At 45.6% G+C, this 17,995-nt stretch carries 15 protein-coding genes; 5 read left to right on the plus strand and 10 right to left on the minus strand.

Annotated features, from left to right (window positions below; all coding sequences use genetic code 11):
* Window positions 1–1,656: an alpha/beta hydrolase gene (locus tag DP114_RS23845; RefSeq protein WP_169268866.1), complete on the plus strand. Its 1,656-nt coding sequence runs from the start codon at window positions 1–3 to the stop codon at window positions 1,654–1,656.
* A gap of 182 nt (window positions 1,657–1,838) precedes the next feature.
* On the opposite strand, the gene DP114_RS23850 is transcribed toward DP114_RS23845, so the two are convergent.
* The 3 genes from DP114_RS23850 to DP114_RS23865 all read right to left on the minus strand — a co-directional run bounded on the left by DP114_RS23850 (window position 1,839) and on the right by DP114_RS23865 (window position 4,997).
* On the minus strand, window positions 1,839–2,291 hold the full coding sequence (locus DP114_RS23850; RefSeq protein WP_169268865.1) for an Hsp20/alpha crystallin family protein: 453 nt from the start codon (window positions 2,289–2,291) through the stop codon (window positions 1,839–1,841).
* 690 nt (window positions 2,292–2,981) lie between these two features.
* On the minus strand, window positions 2,982–4,073 hold the full coding sequence (locus DP114_RS23855; protein WP_169268575.1) for an RNA-guided endonuclease InsQ/TnpB family protein: 1,092 nt from the start codon (window positions 4,071–4,073) through the stop codon (window positions 2,982–2,984).
* 279 nt (window positions 4,074–4,352) lie between these two features.
* Window positions 4,353–4,997, minus strand: a complete 645-nt coding sequence (locus DP114_RS23865; RefSeq protein WP_169268573.1) for a TetR/AcrR family transcriptional regulator — start codon at window positions 4,995–4,997, stop codon at window positions 4,353–4,355.
* A 105-nt stretch (window positions 4,998–5,102) separates the two neighbouring features.
* On the opposite strand from DP114_RS23865, the gene DP114_RS23870 reads away from it, so the two are divergent.
* Entirely contained in the window at window positions 5,103–6,590 is a 1,488-nt protein-coding gene (locus DP114_RS23870; RefSeq protein ID WP_169268572.1) for an FAD-dependent monooxygenase, read from the plus strand.
* Window positions 6,587–7,033 carry an SgcJ/EcaC family oxidoreductase gene (locus DP114_RS23875; protein WP_169268571.1) on the plus strand — a complete coding sequence of 149 codons (447 nt, stop codon included), beginning with the start codon at window positions 6,587–6,589 and terminating at the stop codon, window positions 7,031–7,033. The genes DP114_RS23870 and DP114_RS23875 overlap by 4 nt, the downstream gene beginning before the upstream one ends.
* Window positions 7,034–7,295: 262 nt before the next feature.
* Here the strand turns inward: DP114_RS23875 and prmA are convergent, their stop codons facing one another.
* From prmA to DP114_RS36400, 3 genes are all read right to left on the minus strand, one after another.
* Window positions 7,296–8,216: a 50S ribosomal protein L11 methyltransferase gene (gene prmA, locus DP114_RS23880; protein WP_171977292.1), complete on the minus strand. Its 921-nt coding sequence runs from the start codon at window positions 8,214–8,216 to the stop codon at window positions 7,296–7,298.
* A 175-nt stretch (window positions 8,217–8,391) separates the two neighbouring features.
* The gene (gene serA / locus DP114_RS23885) at window positions 8,392–9,972 is read right to left on the minus strand and encodes a phosphoglycerate dehydrogenase (protein ID WP_171977293.1); all 1,581 of its coding nucleotides are present in this window, start codon (window positions 9,970–9,972) and stop codon (window positions 8,392–8,394) included.
* Between the two features lie 223 nt (window positions 9,973–10,195).
* On the minus strand, window positions 10,196–10,369 hold the full coding sequence (locus tag DP114_RS36400) for a hypothetical protein (protein ID WP_171977294.1): 174 nt from the start codon (window positions 10,367–10,369) through the stop codon (window positions 10,196–10,198).
* Window positions 10,370–10,461: 92 nt separating this feature from the next.
* Here DP114_RS36400 and DP114_RS23890 point away from each other — a divergent pair, with 92 nt between their 5' ends.
* The gene (locus tag DP114_RS23890; protein WP_169268568.1) at window positions 10,462–11,136 is read left to right on the plus strand and encodes a phytochelatin synthase family protein; all 675 of its coding nucleotides are present in this window, start codon (window positions 10,462–10,464) and stop codon (window positions 11,134–11,136) included.
* A gap of 291 nt (window positions 11,137–11,427) precedes the next feature.
* Here DP114_RS23890 and DP114_RS34520 read toward each other — a convergent pair whose 3' ends face one another.
* Entirely contained in the window at window positions 11,428–11,724 is a 297-nt protein-coding gene (locus tag DP114_RS34520; RefSeq protein ID WP_211178817.1) for a hypothetical protein, read from the minus strand.
* A complete protein-coding gene (locus DP114_RS23895) occupies window positions 11,721–12,473 on the minus strand; it encodes a transposase (RefSeq protein WP_216669932.1) in 753 nt (250 codons plus the stop codon). Before DP114_RS23895 ends, DP114_RS34520 begins: the two co-directional genes overlap by 4 nt.
* A gap of 196 nt (window positions 12,474–12,669) precedes the next feature.
* Here DP114_RS23895 and DP114_RS23905 point away from each other — a divergent pair, with 196 nt between their 5' ends.
* The gene (locus DP114_RS23905; RefSeq protein WP_246162721.1) at window positions 12,670–14,376 is read left to right on the plus strand and encodes an IS66 family transposase; all 1,707 of its coding nucleotides are present in this window, start codon (window positions 12,670–12,672) and stop codon (window positions 14,374–14,376) included.
* A gap of 105 nt (window positions 14,377–14,481) precedes the next feature.
* On the opposite strand, the gene DP114_RS23910 is transcribed toward DP114_RS23905, so the two are convergent.
* Together DP114_RS23910 and DP114_RS23915 are read right to left on the minus strand one after the other, a co-directional pair.
* Window positions 14,482–16,263, minus strand: a complete 1,782-nt coding sequence (locus DP114_RS23910) for a protein kinase domain-containing protein (protein WP_171977295.1) — start codon at window positions 16,261–16,263, stop codon at window positions 14,482–14,484.
* 195 nt (window positions 16,264–16,458) lie between these two features.
* Window positions 16,459–17,802, minus strand: coding sequence for a serine/threonine-protein kinase (locus tag DP114_RS23915; protein ID WP_172195279.1), 1,344 nt, complete (start codon window positions 17,800–17,802; stop codon window positions 16,459–16,461).
* Window positions 17,803–17,995 lie beyond the last annotated feature (193 nt).

Genomic DNA, 17,995 nt, shown 5'->3' on the forward strand with positions numbered 1-17,995 from the left:
ATGCAGTTTCGGCTTGGCAAGAATTGGCGTAAGGCATCTTGGGCACAAAAATTACTCTGTCCTTTGATGCTTGTTTTGGGATGGGGTGTAGGAATGCCTTCTACAATAGCCGCCCAAACAGTTACCATTCGTTTAGGTCCATTTCAGCAGTCAGTGGCGCTCGCAGACTTAGAAAAGTTTGCCAAAACCGGGAGATTACCACAAGGACTGGAACTTCTGTCACCCGTGCTAAACTCGCAAGTGCGAGAATTGCTAACCAAGCGCTTGGAAGTCAATCCCGCTGTTGCAGACAGATTTATCGACAACTTGGTGCGATCGCCCGGAGGTAGACAGTTCATATCATCCTTAGGTGGAGTCATACCAGGTAGTACAGCAGAAAGTATCAAAGCCACCCTGAATTTCGCACTGCGACAAGCAAACGGTTTTAGTGCATTAAGTTTTTTGCGGGCTTACCCAGGAGAAAATGTTACCGTAGACGCCACGAAAGCTGTCGGTTTAGCTGTTGATCTAAACCCAAACAACTTACAGAGTCAAGCTTTTGGTGTATTACTAGAACGAGAGTTATCTGTTGCAAGTAGCATACCCTTTAAAGCTGCATTCGATCCAGCAGGGTTGGGGAATCAAGTTGTACAGGAGCAGACAATTGTTTTAAATGACCGACAGCGTAATCGTACCATTCCTGTAGATATTTATTCGAGTCAAAATTCGAGTCAGGCAAACCCCGAAAACCCACTCGTTGTCCTCTCCCACGGTTTCGGGGCAAACCGGAAATTTTTGAGCTATTTAGCGCGTCATTTAGCTTCTTATGGCATAACTGTTGTTGCTGTGGAACATCCTGGAAGTAACTTTGATGCTGTCAATAGAGCTTCAGATAAACAGAATTTGGCACAGTTGCTACCAGGTACTGAGTTTGTTGATCGACCAAAAGATATTAGCTTTGCCCTAGACGAATTGGCAAAATTGAATACTCAAATTGGTCAACTTCAGGGTAAGTTAAATACTGAAAAAGTCACTGTCATCGGTCACTCCTTAGGAGGTTATACGGCTTTGACTTTGGTAGGAGGAGAGCTTGACTTGGAAGAGTTACGGAAATTTTGTAAAGATTCTTTAAATATCGGCGAAGCTCCTGGTGATTGGTTACAGTGTTCGGCGACTTCCTTACGAGACAGAAGACTGAAAGTAAAAGATGAGCGAGTTAAGAGTGCGATCGCTCTTAACCCTCTGGTTGGCAATCTTTTTGGCAAAAAAGGTATAACCCAAATCACCAAGCCAGTCTTAATCTTAACTGGAACAGAAGACGCCCTAACCCCAGCGCTCAAACATCAAATAGAACCTTTTACTCAACTGCGGGGTGAGAAGTATCTGCTTACTGCTATTGGCGGTACTCACTTGAGTATTAGCGATCCAATATACCCACAAAGTGCAGCGACGACTATTGTTAGAGAAAGGCGAGGTGAAGAAACGAAATCTCTTCGTCAATTAACCAAAGGCGTCAGTTTGGCATTTATCAAGCAACTAACACCAGAAGCAAAAATTTACAAACCTTTTCTCACACCAGCTTACGCACAATCTTTCTCTACACCTGAACTACCATTGCGTCTTGCTTCTGAGTTACCAGCAAGTATCAAGCGATGGCTGGAGCCTGTGGAGAAATAGTCCAGTTTCTGCAATGAATACATGGCTAGCGATTTTAGATAATACTTTAGGATATCAGTTGTTAGTCAATAAAAAAACCCAGTCAGTATCATCTGACTGGGCATTTTTGTTAGGTTAACCTACTGTGCATTCAGGCTACTTTTTCCTAACAATTCCTAAAATTAATAACTTCTTACAATGAATTAAGCAGCAGGTGTTTCCAAGTTAACTTTGACGACTTTGTTCTTTTCTTGTTCAGACTTAGGCAGTGTCAAATTCAAAATACCGTCTTTGTATTCTGCTGTAACATTGGTATTTTGAATGTGCGCAGGCAAAGGAATCACGCGTTGGAATTTACCATAATGGAATTCAGTCACAGTACGACCTTTTTCTTCAGTCTTAGTTTCAGACTTGCGCTCTCCTTTGATGGAAACAGCGTTTTGTGTGACTTGCACATCCAAGTCTTTAGCTTCAATTCCTGGCAGTTCTAGCTTGAGATGGATAGCATCTTCTGTTTCTTGCAATTCAGCAGCAGGAACTCTTGGAAGGTTTCTTTCAATCAATGTTGAGGGTACGAGCATATCATCGAATAAGCGGTTCATTTGACGGTGTAAGGAGTTCATTTGTTGCCAATTATTCCAACGAACTAATGTCATCTTTTTCTCTCCAGTCAATAGGATTTTGTTTAATCAGTTCAGCATTTAACTTGCTTTAGTTATCTATCATGTTATTTAAAAAAAGAGTGAGTCATAATACGGTTTTTATCACTTAAAAAATCATGATCACCGAACTTTTATAAAGTGAGAAGAAAAAGAAAATCAAAGCAGTCTTTACACCTCGTCCAAAATTCATCCTTAGAGTTCATTTAGAAAGTAAATCTTAAGAGGCGAGACGATTCAGCATGAGTCTTACCATTGCGACATAATACCAAATCCGGGTCAATGACCCCCTTTTCCATTAGTCCGCGTAGGCGGTGAGTAAGCGCGCTCTTGGTAGGGTTTCCAACGCACGTTTTCGGGGGAAGCTTCCCCCGAAAAGCTGCCGCCCCGTTGTAGCAACTGGCGTGCGACTTCCAGTCGCCAGGATCAAAAGGGGGTTACAAAAGCGGATTTAGTATAAATCATTGCTTCACGCTCCTTCAAGTTTTCTTAGTGCCATTCGGCTATAACTTAAATTTCGCACGTGTCATGTGGGTTTGTTATGCTGCTAGATAAATCCTAGACAAGTCTAGACATTTATTTCTTTCTTCATAGGGAGCATGGGAGCGGTTAGCCCTCAGAAAACATTCACGCCAAAGCCCTGCGCGATACGCCACATGCTACCCTACGGGAAGCCGCCTCCGGCGTCTAAGCCTGTGGAACCCTAGTCGAGCAGTGGCTCAAGTTAATGGCTGCGTTTAAATCCCTGTCCAAGACATACCCACAATGTTCACATGAATAAACACGTTCACTCAGTGACAGGGAATCTTTTTTACCGCCGCATCTACTACATGTTTTTGATGATGGATACCATTTATCCGCCAAAACTAACTTGCTTCCAAACTTCTTAGATTTATATTCAATCTGTCGCTTGAATTCATGGAATCCACAATCAGCGATTGATTGAGCAAGCTTATGGTTTTGCATCATGCCCGAAACATTCAAGTCCTCAATTACTATCACAGCGTGGTTTTTGCATAAGTAATGGGTGACTTTATGAAGTGAGTCTTTGCGAATATTTGAAACGCGAGCATGATGCTTTGCAAGTTTAATCTTCGATTTGTGGCGATTGTTACTGCTTTTGTTTTTTCGGGAATGTGCTTTAGATAATCGTTTTAGCTTTTGAATATTTTTCTTGTAAGCTTTAGGGTTTGGGAACACAACACCAGTACTAAGTGTAGCTAGTTCTTTTATTCCCAAATCCACGCCTACAATTTCTACAAACTTTGGCGTAGGCTCGACCTCAACCTCATACGCAAATGCAATGTACCAATCATCAGCTATCCGAGATATTGATAGTTTGGCGGTAGTTGTGTGAGGCAATCCCTCGTAAGTTTTAACCCATCCAATAGTCGGCAGTTTGACACGCACACCACCAACAGGGATAGGTTTCCCGCTAGCATCTATAGTGAAAGAATCGTTTTGACCTTTCTTTTTGAACTTTGGATAGCCGCCCAGCCCTTTAAAAAATCTGTCGTAAGCTGCACCTAGTTGATCGAAAGCATATTGAGTGATTTTTTGACAAATTCCTTTTTCTTTAATCCATTCCAACTGCGTTTTAACTGAGTTGTTAAAGAACTTCTTAAGAAGGTATTTGTTAGGCTTAAATCCATCTTGATATAAGCTTTTCCAAGTTGCCAAACCCCAGTTGTAAGTAAATCGCGCTATACCTGCGTGTTTACTCATCATGGTTTTTTGTTCAACCGTTAGCTTCAACTTAGTCTTGATGGATAAAAGCATTGCTCGACCTCAATGTTTATGCTATATGTATTAGTATACCGATAAATAAAAATTGTCTCAATGACTTTTCAGAAAAAACATAGGCTTGGAGCACTTCCTTTCAATGAGGAACCGTTTGATAAGTCACCAGTGTGCTTAAAAGTACGCGAAGGTGTTAGAGAGAAACTTAAAGCCGTTCCTGACTGGCAAGAACGGCTAAGAGGTTTTATTGACGAATTAATTAGAGATACTGGGGATAGTTGTCAGTAGGTAACGAGGCTTGTCTATGATTATGGCGACTTAGGACAAACTCCCGTGTTCCTTCTTGCCGGGTGGACCCTGCGGAACACTCGCCCCAAGCAGGCCTTCGATACCGCGGGTGAGCGTCGCCGGATCAGCTCCTCCCAGCAGAGCCTCTTGCACGATAGAGCCCAAAAAGAAAGAGAGCAAAGCCTTTGCGATATCCTCCGCATCTGCCTCGGAGCGCACGTACTTATGCTGCTGCCACTGGCGGACTACATTGGTCAGGGCGTCCAGGTACCCGGTCTGGAAGTTTGTCACCAGCGCCTTCACGTCGCTATTCGTCTGCGCCTCACTCCAGCCCATGAGGATGACCGAGTTTAGATCGATGCCCTGCCGTTTGGTGTGTTTGGTAAACGCGGACACCATCTCGTGCACAAAAGGCAGCGGAGCAAGTGTCTCCTCCTGCATCAGCACCGCCTGCAGAAGTCCCCGTAACTGGCTCATATAGGTCGAGATCGCGGCCAGGATCAGCTCCTGCTTCCCGGTGAAGTAGAGGTAAACCGCCCCTGCCGAGAGACCCGACTCACGGATGATGTCCTCCATAGACGTTCCGTGAACGCCCTTGCGAATAAAGCATCGCCACACCGCAGCCAAAATCTGGTCGCGACGCGCCTGACGCTGCTCTTCAGAAATTTTCGGCATCCTGCTTGACTCTCCGTCATTATAATAAAAGAAAGAATATTCTTTTTATTTCCGATAAGGAGACAAAATGAAAACATCTTTTTTATTTTGCAACAAGGAGTCACGATGAAAACCTCTGCGTTGATTGTAGGAGCGGGTCCCGTCGGACTCACCCTGGCTATCGAACTCGCGCGCTTCGGCGTCCCTATGCGTATCATCGACAAAGCGCCCCAGCGCACCGACAAGTCCAAGGCGCTCGTCCTCTGGAGCCGCTCGCTTGAGCTTCTGGAGCGCTCCCGCGTGAGCCAACACCTGGTTGACGCGGGATACAAGGTCGAAGGCGTCACGATATCGGCCGACAAACGCCCCATCGGGCGGCTCACCATGGACGGGCTTCTATCCGCTTACCCCTTCGCGCTCATGCTTCCCCAGAGTGACACGGAGCGCATCCTTGAGGAGTTCCTGAACGATCTGGGGGTCCAAGTTGATCGCCAAGTCGAGCTCCTCAACTTCAATGATACCGGTGAAAAGGTCGATGCGAGACTTCACCACGCCGACGGCACCGAAGAGATGGTCGAAACATCGTGGCTGATCGGCTGTGATGGTGCCCATAGTACCGTGCGTCATCTGCTAGGCAAAGAGTTCCACGGCGAGACCTCCCTCATTGATTGGCTGCTGGCCGACATCCACCTCGTCGATGTGCCCCGCACACCGGAGATCAACATCGGCTGGCACTCTGACGGTGTGCTCGCGACCTTTCCCATCTCGAAAAACCGCTACCGCATCGTGGCTGACGTCGGATCAGCGCACAGCAGCTCCGCCCGTCTCCCAGAGCCAACACTGGCGGACGTGCAGACGGTCCTCGACAAACGCTTCCCTGGCGGCGCGCGCGCTACTGATGCTGTCTGGCTCTCCTCATTTCGCATCAACGAGCGCAAAGTCGCAGATTACCGTGGCGGCCGGGCGTTTCTTGCCGGCGATGCGGCCCATGTGCACAGCCCCATGGGCGGCCAGGGCATGAACACTGGCATGCAGGACGTCTGCAATCTCGCCTGGAAGCTTGCTCTGGTCGTTCATGGCAGAGCCTCGGCGGAGCTGCTCAATACCTACAGCCCTGAGCGCAGCCCGGTTGCGGAGGCCGTGCTCAAAGTGACAGGTCGGATCACTTCCGTGGCCACGGTCAAGAACAAGCTGGGCCAGGCGCTCCGCAATCACACCGCCTCGCTCATTCTTGGGATGTCTCCGGCTCGCAAGTTCGCTTCAAACCTCGCCGGCGAGCTCTCCATTGCCTATTCCCACAGTCCGCTCAACGCACGCGGAAAGTATCTGGCTCCGCACCCAGGAGAGCGCGCGCCCATTCGCCAGCAGGAATCACCTGTCGGAGCCGGGGGCGCACCGCAGTTCGCGATCTTTGGCAAGGCTGAGGACATCCCTACCGATCTGCTGTTGCGCTTTGGAAGTCTATTGGAGCCTTCAGTCCGGGAACCCTTCACTCCGGAGGGGCTGTGGGTCGTCCGTCCTGACGGGTATACCGCACTCTCGGCAAAGTCCGGCGACTGGCACGCCGTCTCCACCTACTTCGAGAACATCATCACCAAAGGAAGTGCATTATGAACTCTCAAACAACCACACCCAGTGCGGACGACCGCGCCGCCATCACCGCCGTTGTGCAAAGCCAAGCAGAGGCGTGGAATCGCGCAGACGCCGAGACCTTTGCCGAGCACTACGCCCAAGACGGGACTTTCACCAACATCGTCGGCATCCAGATCTACGGCAAAGCGGGGTTTGTGGAAGAACACGCGCAGATCTTCCGCACCATCTTCGCGGGCAGTCACATCACCTTCACCCTCGGCAGGATCCACTTTCTGCGGCCCGATGTTGCTGTGGCGGACATTGATGCGACGCTCGTCAACGTGCAACAGGTGCCCCCGAGTGCCAAACTGGGCAGCGATGGAGCGCTGCACACAAAACTGCAAGAGGTCCTGACCAAAGAGGACGGTCGGTGGTGGATCGCGGCGTTTCACAACGTTGCCGTTGCCCAAATACCGCCACGCTGAGTGTGTTGGCGCGATCGCTCTGATATTGTGTATCGTCTGTTAAGCCCTGATCCTCAGTTTGGCACTGTTACTTCAAAAAAAATCCGCGCCAATGAAGCGAAGGCGCGGGACAAAAATATACAGGGCCAATAAATGGTCACACATAAGAATATCACCTTTTGCAATCGCAGTTTCCAATGCAGTACCAACAAATGTTAAGTTTGGTAACAGAATCAAAAAAATCTATTGGACACAAACAAAAGCCCCGCGATATCGCTTGAACCTAGGAACGCCGCACATTAATACAGCACCATTCGTTACGCCGCCACACGGTTGCACCAACCCAGCCGTGTTTCTCTAGAGTATCGACGACGGCTTTAGATTGCTCAAATAATATCCCACTAAAGATGCCCCAAGTACTGGGTTTGGCTATCGCACTCAAATCCGGAACCAAACTCATAATCACATTAGCCAAAATATTGCAGACAATACCATCTACAGGTTGTTCGAGCAGTTTAGTCAAAACGTCTACACTACCCTCTGCTACCACCAAGCTTTCAGGATTTATATTGTTGAGTTCGCAGTTTTCTACAGTTGACTTGACTGCTAAAGGATCAACATCTACTGCATAGGCTTTCTTGGCTCCCAGTAGGAGTGATACTATTGAAAGGATACCAGAACCACAACCAATATCCGCAATCACCACATCCTGATTTTTTTGCTCATTATCCCCAGAAGGTTTATTGGCTGGAATTATATGCTTTTCCAGGGATTCCAAGCACAATTGAGTTGTCGCATGAGCACCTGTACCAAATGCGACACCTGGGTCTAAACGAAGGATGAGACGATCAGAATTTTCAGGAAGTGGTAGCCATGCAGGGTTGATGAGGAGGCGATCGCCTATTTCCTGGGGTTGCCAATATTGTTTCCAGCTACTCCCCCAATCTTCCTCATCAATCACTTCCCACTGTACAGCAGGAGCAGAAAATCCCATAGATAAAGCATCTTGACGCAACAACAGCGATAAATCAGCCAAATCTGAAGGCTGCGCTTGGAATTGCGGTAGGTAACTTTTTACGAAAAAGTCATTTGCTTTTTTTTCACTGGCTGTTCCACGACAGCCAAAATTTTCCAGCCGCCAAAAGATGGAATCTTCTAGCTCTGGCTCACATAAAATTTGTAATTCCCACCAAGTGTTTGTCATAAAAAAGTAAAAAGTAATACGCCCTTTGCCTTCATACGTATCACCTCACCCCTGCCCCTCTCCTTAGTAAGGAGAGGGGTGCCCGTAAGGGCGGGGTGAGGTTTTAAACGCGATTTGGTATAAAAAGGCATAATAAAAAGGTTTTCTTTTTACTTTTACCTTTTTACTTTTGCCTTTACAAAGTTACTGTATACGCATCACGAATTCCAGACACTTTGATAATCTCAGGTAAAATTCCATCGGGTAAGGGATCATCAAGGCTGAGTACCATCACCGCATCACCACGAATGATTTTGCGACCGACTTGCATACTGGCAATATTGACATTAAAACTGCCAAGTAAAGAACCGAGTTTGCCAATAATCCCTGGCATATCACGGTGCAGGGTAAAGAGCATATGTTGGTTAGGAGGAACGTTGATGGGGAAATCGTCCAAATTGGTTAGGCGAATTTCTCCACCACCGAACAAAGCACCTGTGACAGAATGAGTCCCCAAAGAACCTGTCGCTTCTAGATGCAAAGAACCAGCATAGTCTTTAATGGAAGCATCCCGCGTTTCAATAACGCGAATTCCGCGCTCTTTTGCTTCAATGCTGGCATTAACGTAGTTAACCCGTTCCCGCAAAGCTTGGTAAAGTAGTCCTTTCAAGGATGCAACAACCAAAGGTTGACTCTTATTTGTTGCCAATTCGCCTTGTAGCCGGACGTTGAGTAACTCAACTCGTCCACCAGCCAATTGTCCCACCAACTTACCCAAGGTTTCTGCCAGCTGCATGTAGGGTTTGAGTTCTTCCATGACGTCGGGACTCAGTCCGGGAATATTCACCGCTGAACGCGCAGCAAGTCCCAACAACACATCCCGAATTTGTTCAGCAACGTCAATTGCCACATTCACTTGTGCTTCTGTTGTCGAAGCGCCCAAATGTGGAGTGAGGACAGCTTGTTGCCCGAGTGACTTTAATGAGGATTCACCCAATGGTTCTGCCTCATAGACATCCAGCGCAGCACCAGCAATTTTACCTTCCCGCAAAGCTACTGCTAAAGCTTCTTCGTCAATAATCCCACCGCGAGCGCAGTTGATAATGCGGGCGTTGGGTTTCATTTTTGCCAATCTTTCGGTGTTAATTAGGTGGGTGGTTTCTGGAGTTTTGGGAATATGCAGCGTGATGTAATCTGCTTGCTGTATCAAAACTTCCAAATCCACTAATTGACAGCCGATTTGTTCTGCCCTTTCAGTGGAGATAAAGGGATCGAAAGCCAATAGTTTCATTCCCATTGCTCTAGCAACAGCAGCAACATGGGAACCAATTTTACCTAAGCCAACAATACCGATAGTCTTTTTGTAAACTTCAGCACCAATAAAGCTTTTACGATCCCACTCACCGCGTTTGACTGAAGCATTGGCATCAGGGATGTAGCGAGACAAAGATAGCATCATCGCCAGCGCGTGTTCAGCAGCAGCAATTGTGTTCCCTTCAGGAGAATTAACCACGACAATTCCTTTACGGGTTGCGGCGGGAACATCCACATTATCCACGCCTACACCAGCGCGACCGATAATTTTTAATTGCGTCCCAGCTTCAATAATTTCTTGAGTTACGCGGGTACCAGAGCGAATCATTAGCGCGTCGTATTCACCAATGATTTGTACCAGTTCCTCTGGTTTTAATCCTGTTTTCACATCTACAGTAGCAACTTGGGAAAGAATATCAATCCCAGCCTGGTCAATTGGGTCGGAGACAAGAACCTTAGACATGATTACTTATTTTAAAGCTAGAGGTATTCCGGAAGACGGATTTTCAGTTTAGACTGTAACGCTTGCAATTTAGCAGAAATGAGAACTTCTTATATGCCAGTAAGTGACACTCACATGTGTTGATGATGGTACTAGAGGGTTAGTTGTTCACAATTATGCAGCGCTTCCTCCCATATCTAATGCCACCTACTGGGTAAATATAAACCATTCACAGTGTCAAAACCTATATCCAAAACCTATATAAATTATGAAATTTTCTTCGGTCGAGGGACTTGGTATTAATAGTCTTGTCGTAACTTAAACTCACCAAAGTCTTACCATTTGGGCTGATGGCGGCGGAAGTAACCTCGTAGGTATGCCCAGTGAGAGTAAATTCTGGACTTGAGACTAAAATCAAGACATTTGCTGTGTAGCTATACGAGTTACTATAAATCGTGTGTCCGTGTAAGTCCTGAGTTAATCGATATATGTATCTAGGGAGGCAGAAAAATGGATCTTGATAATCTGGCTCAAATTTCCAAACGAGATTTGGAAATCATTCAACTACATCAGTTTCAACAACCCATCTTCTGTTGCAATGTCACTGCAATTGCCTATGCCTTTACCGCATTGGGATATCTGACGAGTGTTGATGAGATTTTCTATGTCACCCAACTGCCGATCGCATCGGTTTTAGATGATGGCATGACGCTAGCAGAAACCTACGACTCCTGTCGAACTTACATTGAAAGAAAAAAATTACCGGTGTCCATTCGGGTTGAGCATTTTGATAAACCGAGTATGACATTTGAAGCATTCACACGTGAAGTTGAAGTCGCCGTTACCAATGAACTTGATGTCCACATTCTGAACTTCAATACCCGGATTGCCCATGAAAATCCAAGTTTAGAAGGTGGTCACTTCTCCTTATTAGCAGATTATGACCCAGACACTAAAGAAGTCACCATTGCAGATACAAATCCAAAACGGTATACCCGGTTTTGGAAATGCCCAATTCAGCGTTTATATGCGGCTTGCGTGGATAAGGATTCCTCATCAAATCGTTCTCGTGGCATGATCGTACTTCGCAGGCTGGAGGAAGCAAAGATTGATGGAAAAGAAGTTCATCCATCGGAAGTTGCCTTGAACGCTTTCCGTTCTGACAACAGTTCGGAAAACAGTTGAAAATTGAAGCGAGTTGGCAATGCACTGACGTCAGCTTATCTATAGATTAATCTTTTTGTTTGCGTCGATTCTGCTTCTAATATAGGCGATAAGAGTGGTTGTTTTTGGCAATGGAGGTTTACTCATGGTCAATAACAACCACTCATCCCCCGTGTCTCCTGAACTCCAAACGGGAGATCTCTACATTTTTGCAGGCGATGATAGCCCAACGAAATCCGCCAATAAAACAAAAAAGATTTTCACTAGTTAAGAGTAAGACTTACGCAGAAGAGATCCCCCAACCCCCTATACTCACATCTTGCACCTGGAAATATGAATGTCAAAACCACAACTACGTGCGAGGGGAGCTAAGCGTTCAATATCAAGTAAAAGAAGAGACACGACTATTTGGGTAAAAATTGATTCTAAGGCAGTTTGTGCAGCCTGACCCCAATCAGGTGGTGATCCAGACTGAATATGAAGATAAGTCCAATGAGCAATGAGGTAGGCAGTCAGAGAAAGAATCAGCCAGCGATACATGCCAAGGAGAGAACCCTGTCCAAAACGGTGCAAACCAAAACGTTCGCGAAGCGTGACCCTTTGGGTCATTGCTTTGCGGTTTTAAACCATCCCTCAATTTGCCAACGACGCTTACCCCACCACTTGAGAGTAGAAGCTTTAATGGGACGAGTAGACAAGACAAAACGTTTTTCAAGCTTGCCCTTATCGCGCTTTAAGTAATACCAAGATACGGTAACGGGAAACTTTAAACCAACCAAACGGACTTGTTGTCCCTGTTTGTGTAAATGTCTTAAAACTCTTCCATCAACTAATTTACGGTTAATAGCCACACCTGTAACCGCATGATATTTCAACTTGCGTACACCATGAAGAAATTCCACGCTCCCAAAAGCCGTATCAACCAAAATATTCACCCGAAAGCGTTCAGTTAAAGATTTAGGTAAACGCTTAACTAACCTGAGTCCTAGTTGAGCGGGTGAAGGTGTACCCTTACCTCTCCAAACACGGAAGTTCCAAGGTATGCGCCACTTTCCGACAACTAAATAAACTACTACTATATGCAGACCACGTTTACCGTTATAAACTCTTATTAAATCCTCAAAGTTTTTAAATTTACCCCGTTTTTCAAGAGTCGTTAGGTCAATGATAACCTGTAAAAATGGTTTACGTCCTTTCCCTTCTGCTGAAAAAACCTTTAAGCTCGTCTCTAATACATGGTTACGAACAATACGAATCATATCCCTTGTTGACCAAGGATTGATATTTAAAAACCGACTCAATGCACTCGGAGATTTGGTTTGAGAGTGTTCAGGTAAGGGATGCCCTTGCGCTTCCAAAAATCATCCCAGCATTGCATCAAGATTATCTTTTTGGTATTGCGTCGGCATTAACTCTTTGAGATTGTATACTAGCTTTTGGGCGTAGGTAAGCATTGTTCTTGCTATAAAAAATTCGTATCGGCTCAATAAATCGGGGTAGCACAGAAAAATAAAAAGGTGAGCGAGGTACACGCAGCGTCATAAAATATGACACATGACGCAAAAACAATCGTTTAACAAGTCGAGAGAGGAGTTACTGCAAACCATTGAGCCGAAAGGGATTGCAGACGAATCAATGCGTCGTACCGTAGAGATCTTGCTGAACGTAATAGAACAATTACAATCAGAAGTTAAAGAGTTACAGCAAGAAAATCAACACTTGCGCTCTGAAAACAACCGTCTGAAGGGAGAACAGGGAAAGCCAGATATAAAAGCTAAGAACAACAAAGGCTTAAAAGGCAACCATTCATCTGAAAAAGAGCGACAAATTCCAAAAAAGCACATTAAAGGCAGTAAAAACGCTCAGATAAAAATAGACCGAGAAGAAATATTAGAATATCCCCAAGAAAAACTACCAGCAGATGCACAATTCAAGGGTTACGAAGAAGTAATCGTTCAAGATATCACGTTCGCAACCGACAACGTATTATTCCGCAAACAGAAATACTACTCGCCATCACAGGGAAAAACTTATTTGGCAGAACTACCCGGTGGTTACGAAGGAGAATTCGGTTCAGGAATAAAAGCTTTAGTGATTAGTTTGTACTATGGGGGTAACATCACCCAAGGCAAACTGTTAGAGTTTTTAGACGACATTGGCATTTTCATTTCAGCAGGTCATTTATCTAACCTGTTGATCAAAAACCACTCTGATTTTGAAAGCGAGAAAACTGAAATCTACGAATCAGGACTAGCTAGCAGTCCCTGGCAACATTTTGACCAAACAGGTGCCCGCGTTGGTGGAGTCAACTACACTACCAATGTAGTGTGCAATCCTTTGTATACGGTCTACTTTACAACTCCCAACAAAGACCGATTGAGCGTACTTCAAGGATTGCAAAACGGACGAGAACTTGAGTTTATTCTTAACCCACTCACCTTCTCACTGCTGGAGATCTTCCAACTACCAACTAAATGGAAGAATTCTCTAAAACTCTTGCCCCAAGAAACTGTATTGAATTCAACAGAGTTTAATGCCCTACTTAATACATATGTACCCAAATTAGGCTCTCAACAACGTACCCGTGTTTTAGAAGCAGCAGCGATCGCTTTTTATCATCAGCAAACCGACTGGCCAGTTGTGCATACTCTCGTATGTGATGATGCTCCTCAGTTCAAGTTACTGACTGATGATTTGGCTTTGTGCTGGGTACACGAAGGACGACACTACAAGAAGTTAAGTCCGGTGGTCACTTGTCATCAAAAAGCTCTTGATGACTTTTTGGATGATTTCTGGGATTACTACGCAGACTTACTAGCTTACAGAGATTCTCCTAGTGAGCAAACAGCAGAAAAACTACGGTATGAATTTTGGGAACTTTTCAACACCGATAGTGGTTATCAGCAGTTGGATGAACGAAAACGATTAACTGCTGCAAAAATATCGGAGTTGCTTCTAGTTTTAGAGCATCCGGAATTGCCATTGCACAATAATCCTGCGGAGTTAGCCGCAAGGACAATGGTACAGCGACGCAATATTAGTTATGCAACTCAGACTACTGAGGGTACCAAAGCTTGGGATACTTTTATGTCTCTGGTTGCCACTACTCGTAAGTTAGGAATCAGTTTTTTTGAGTATGTGCGCGATACGCGCAGCGTCAAGCCTCCGGCTTATCGCATTTCTCAAATTGAATTCATTCCATCCTTGGCTCAAATTATTCGTGAGAAATCTTCTGTTCATCCCTTGGGTTGGTCGTGGTAGTTTGAATCACTGTCTACCCCGAATTATTGAGCCGATACGTAATAATTATATTTTTTTAATTAGGCAACGAAGTGCAGCAACCTCAAATCTAAAATCCTCAAATCCCTACGGCATTCGCCAAATTTTGATAGTCTTGTCGGCACTCCCACTCACCAAAGTCTTGCCATCCGGGCTGATGGCGACGGAAGTAACCACGTTGGTATGCCCGGTGAGGGTAGATTGCAACTCTGGTGTTTGCAGATTCCAAATCTTGATAGTCGAGTCGGTACTCCCACTCACCAAAGTCTTGCCATCCGGGCTGATGGCGACGGAATAAACCGAGTAGGTATGCCCAGTCAGAGTAGATTGCAACTCTGGTGTTTGCAGATTCCAAATCTTGATAGTGCTGTCGAAACTCCCACTCACCAAAGTCTTGCCATCCGGGCTGATGGCGACGGAAACAACCCAGTAGGTATGCCCAGTCAGGGTAGATTTCAATTCACCCGTTTGCAGATTCCAAATCTTGATAGTGTTGTCCCAACTCCCACTCACCAAAGTCTTGCCATCCGGGCTGATGGCGACGGAATTAACCGAGTCGGTATGCCCAGTCAGGGTAGATTTCAACTCTCCGGTTTGCAGATTCCAAATCTTGATAGTCTTGTCAATACTCGCACTCACCAAAGTCTTGCCATCCGGGCTGATGGCGACGGACCAAACCCAGTCGGTATGCCCAGTCAGGGTAGATTTCAGAAAGAAACTACTTGGTGGGCTGGTAATGAGAAATATCGGATTAACCGGAAATACTTCATATCGAAAATACCCATAGATTTCAGTTCCTACCAACCCCAGCAACAGGATGGCACCACCCAACAGCAATGAGCTTTTGAACTTGCCTTTCTGCTTGGCTGAAGTTGCAGGCAGTGCTGGTAACGGTTGAGGTGACTGTACTGTCAGAGGTACGGAAGGCGGAGGTGGTGACGGTTGAGGCGGCTGTACTGTCGGAGGTACAGCAGGCGGTGGTGGCGGTGGATTCAAATCTTGTAAAACTTCCCCTGCTGACTGATAACGCTGCTGGTAGTCTTCTTCCAGCAACTTATCTAGGATACGCCCGAATTGCTGACTCACGCTTTGCTGCAAATGCTGTCGCCAAGAGGACACCCACCCATAACCTTGTTTATTAAACAGTTCCCTAGGCTGAATACCACTGAGCAGATGAAAGCAAGTTGCACCCAAACTGAATAAATCACTTGCTGGGTAAGCTTCGCCACCCTGCATTTGTTCCAATGGTGCATAACCAAAAGTGCCAATGGTTGTTCCTTGTCCAGACATGACTGTTTGTGTCAGTTGCTTGGAAGCACCAAAATCTATCAACACCAATTTGCCATCACTGCTGCGACGAATAATATTCCCTGGCTTGATATCGCGGTGAATAACTTTGTGCTGATGAACAATCTTTAGTATGTTTAACAAATCAACCAATAATTCCCGAATTTGCTGCTCACTGAAACGGCCCTGCTGTTTTAATTCATCTGATAAATCTTGCCCATCAATAAACTGCTGCACCAAATACAGGCGATTATCTTGCTCAAAATATGCCAGAAGCGTCGGAATTTGTGGATGATCCCCTAACTGTTGCAAACGTATTGCTTCTTGCTCAAATAGTTCCTTTGCTTTTTGAAACGCGCCAGTTCCTTGTACTTGTGGTGCTAATTGCTTGATAACGCACTTTTCCTTCAGTTTGTCAACATCCTCTGCCAGATAAGTTTTGCCAAATCCCCCGCTACCTAATGATTTTATCGGGCGGTAGCGATTTCTCAGCACTACCAGTCCTGTTCCGCAGTTAGGGCAAAACATTGTGCCATCAGGATTAGGCGGATTGTGGCAAGCTGGATTGAGGCAGCATATCATAACTGTGCTTTTATCGGCAGACTTATTTATTATCATCTAGCTACAAGGTGTTCCTGGCAGAAACCGCACAATAGTAGATAAATTTGAGTGTTTGTGACATACTCCTGATGCTGATGCGACGCATAGAGCGCGGGCAACGAGCGTGATCCCTGGCAACCCATCGGGCGTTTCCTGAGCTTTAAGGACGGGATCAGCCTACGGCATTCGCCAAATCTTGACAGTGTTGTCGTGACTCCCACTCACCAAAGTCTTGTCATCCGGGGTGATGGCGACGGAATAAACCGAGTTGGTATGCCCCTCAAGGGTAGATTTCAACTCTGGTGTTTGCAGATTCCAAATCCTGATAGTGTTGTCCCAACTCCCACTCACCAGAGTCTTGTCATCTGGGCTGATGGCGACGGACCAAACCCCCTCGGTATGCCCAGTCAGAGTAGATTTCAGAAAAAAACTACTTGGTGGGCTACCAACGAGAAACGGATTAAACGGAAATACTTCATATCGAAAATACCCATAGATTTGAGTTCCTACCAACCCCAGCAACAGGATGGCACCACGCAGCTTTAAGTTGCCTTTCTGCTTGGCTGAAGTTGCAGGCGATCTTGATGACGGTTGAGGCAACAAGTGTACTCTCGGAGGTACAGCAGATGGTAGTGGCGGTGGATTCAAATCTTGTAACACTTGCTGCGCTGACTGATAACGCTGGTGGTAGTCTTGTTGCAGCAACTTATCTAAAATACGCCCGAATTGCTGACTCACGCTTTGCTGCAAATGCTGTCGCCAAAAGGACACCCATCTATAACCTTGTTTATTAAACAGTTCCCTAGGCTTAATACCACTGAGCAAATGAAAGCAAGTTACGCCCAAGCTGTATAAATCACTTGCTGGATACGCTTCGCCACTCTGCATTTGTTCCAATGGTGCATAACCAAGGCTGCCAATAATTGTTCCTTGTTCAGACATGACTGTTTGTGTCAGTTGCTTGGAAGCACCAAAGTCTATCAACACCAATTTGCGATCGCTGCTGCGACGAATGATATTTCCTGGCTTGATATCGCGGTGAATAACTTTGTGCTGATGAACAATCTTTAGTATGTTTAACAAATCAACCAATAATTCCCGAATTTGCTGCTCACTGAAACGGCCCTGCTGTTTTAATTCATCTGATAAATCTTGCCCATCAATAAACTGCTGCACCAAATACAAACGATTATCTTGCTCAAAATATGCTAGCAACGTGGGAATTTGTGGATGATCCCCTAACTGTTGCAAACGGGTTGCTTCTTGCTCAAATAGTTCCTTTGCCTTTTGAAACGCCCCAGTTTCTTGTATTTGTGGCGCAAATTGCTTAAGAAAGCACTTTTCCTTCAGTTTGTCAAGATCCTCTGCCAGATAAGTTTTGGCAAATCCCCCGCTACCTAATGATTTTATGGGGCGGTAGCGGTTTCTCAGCACCACCAGTCCTGTTCCGCAGTTGGGGCAAAACATTGTGCCATCGGAATTAGGCGGATTGTGGCAAACTGGATTGAGACAGCATGTCATAACTGTGCTTTTATCGGCAGACTTAATTTATTATACTTAGCTACAAGCTATCCTCAGTAGAAACCGCAAAAAAGTAGAAAATTTTGAGTCTTTCTCAAAAACCGAGTTTCTAACAAGTCGCCATTTGGGGCTTATATAATCGCAATCCTTGAGGAGTTGTGAGAATTGAAAAACCAAGATCCCCGACTTATGG

The sequence above is a fragment of the Brasilonema sennae CENA114 genome (assembly GCF_006968745.1).
Lineage (GTDB): Bacteria > Cyanobacteriota > Cyanobacteriia > Cyanobacteriales > Nostocaceae > Brasilonema > Brasilonema sennae.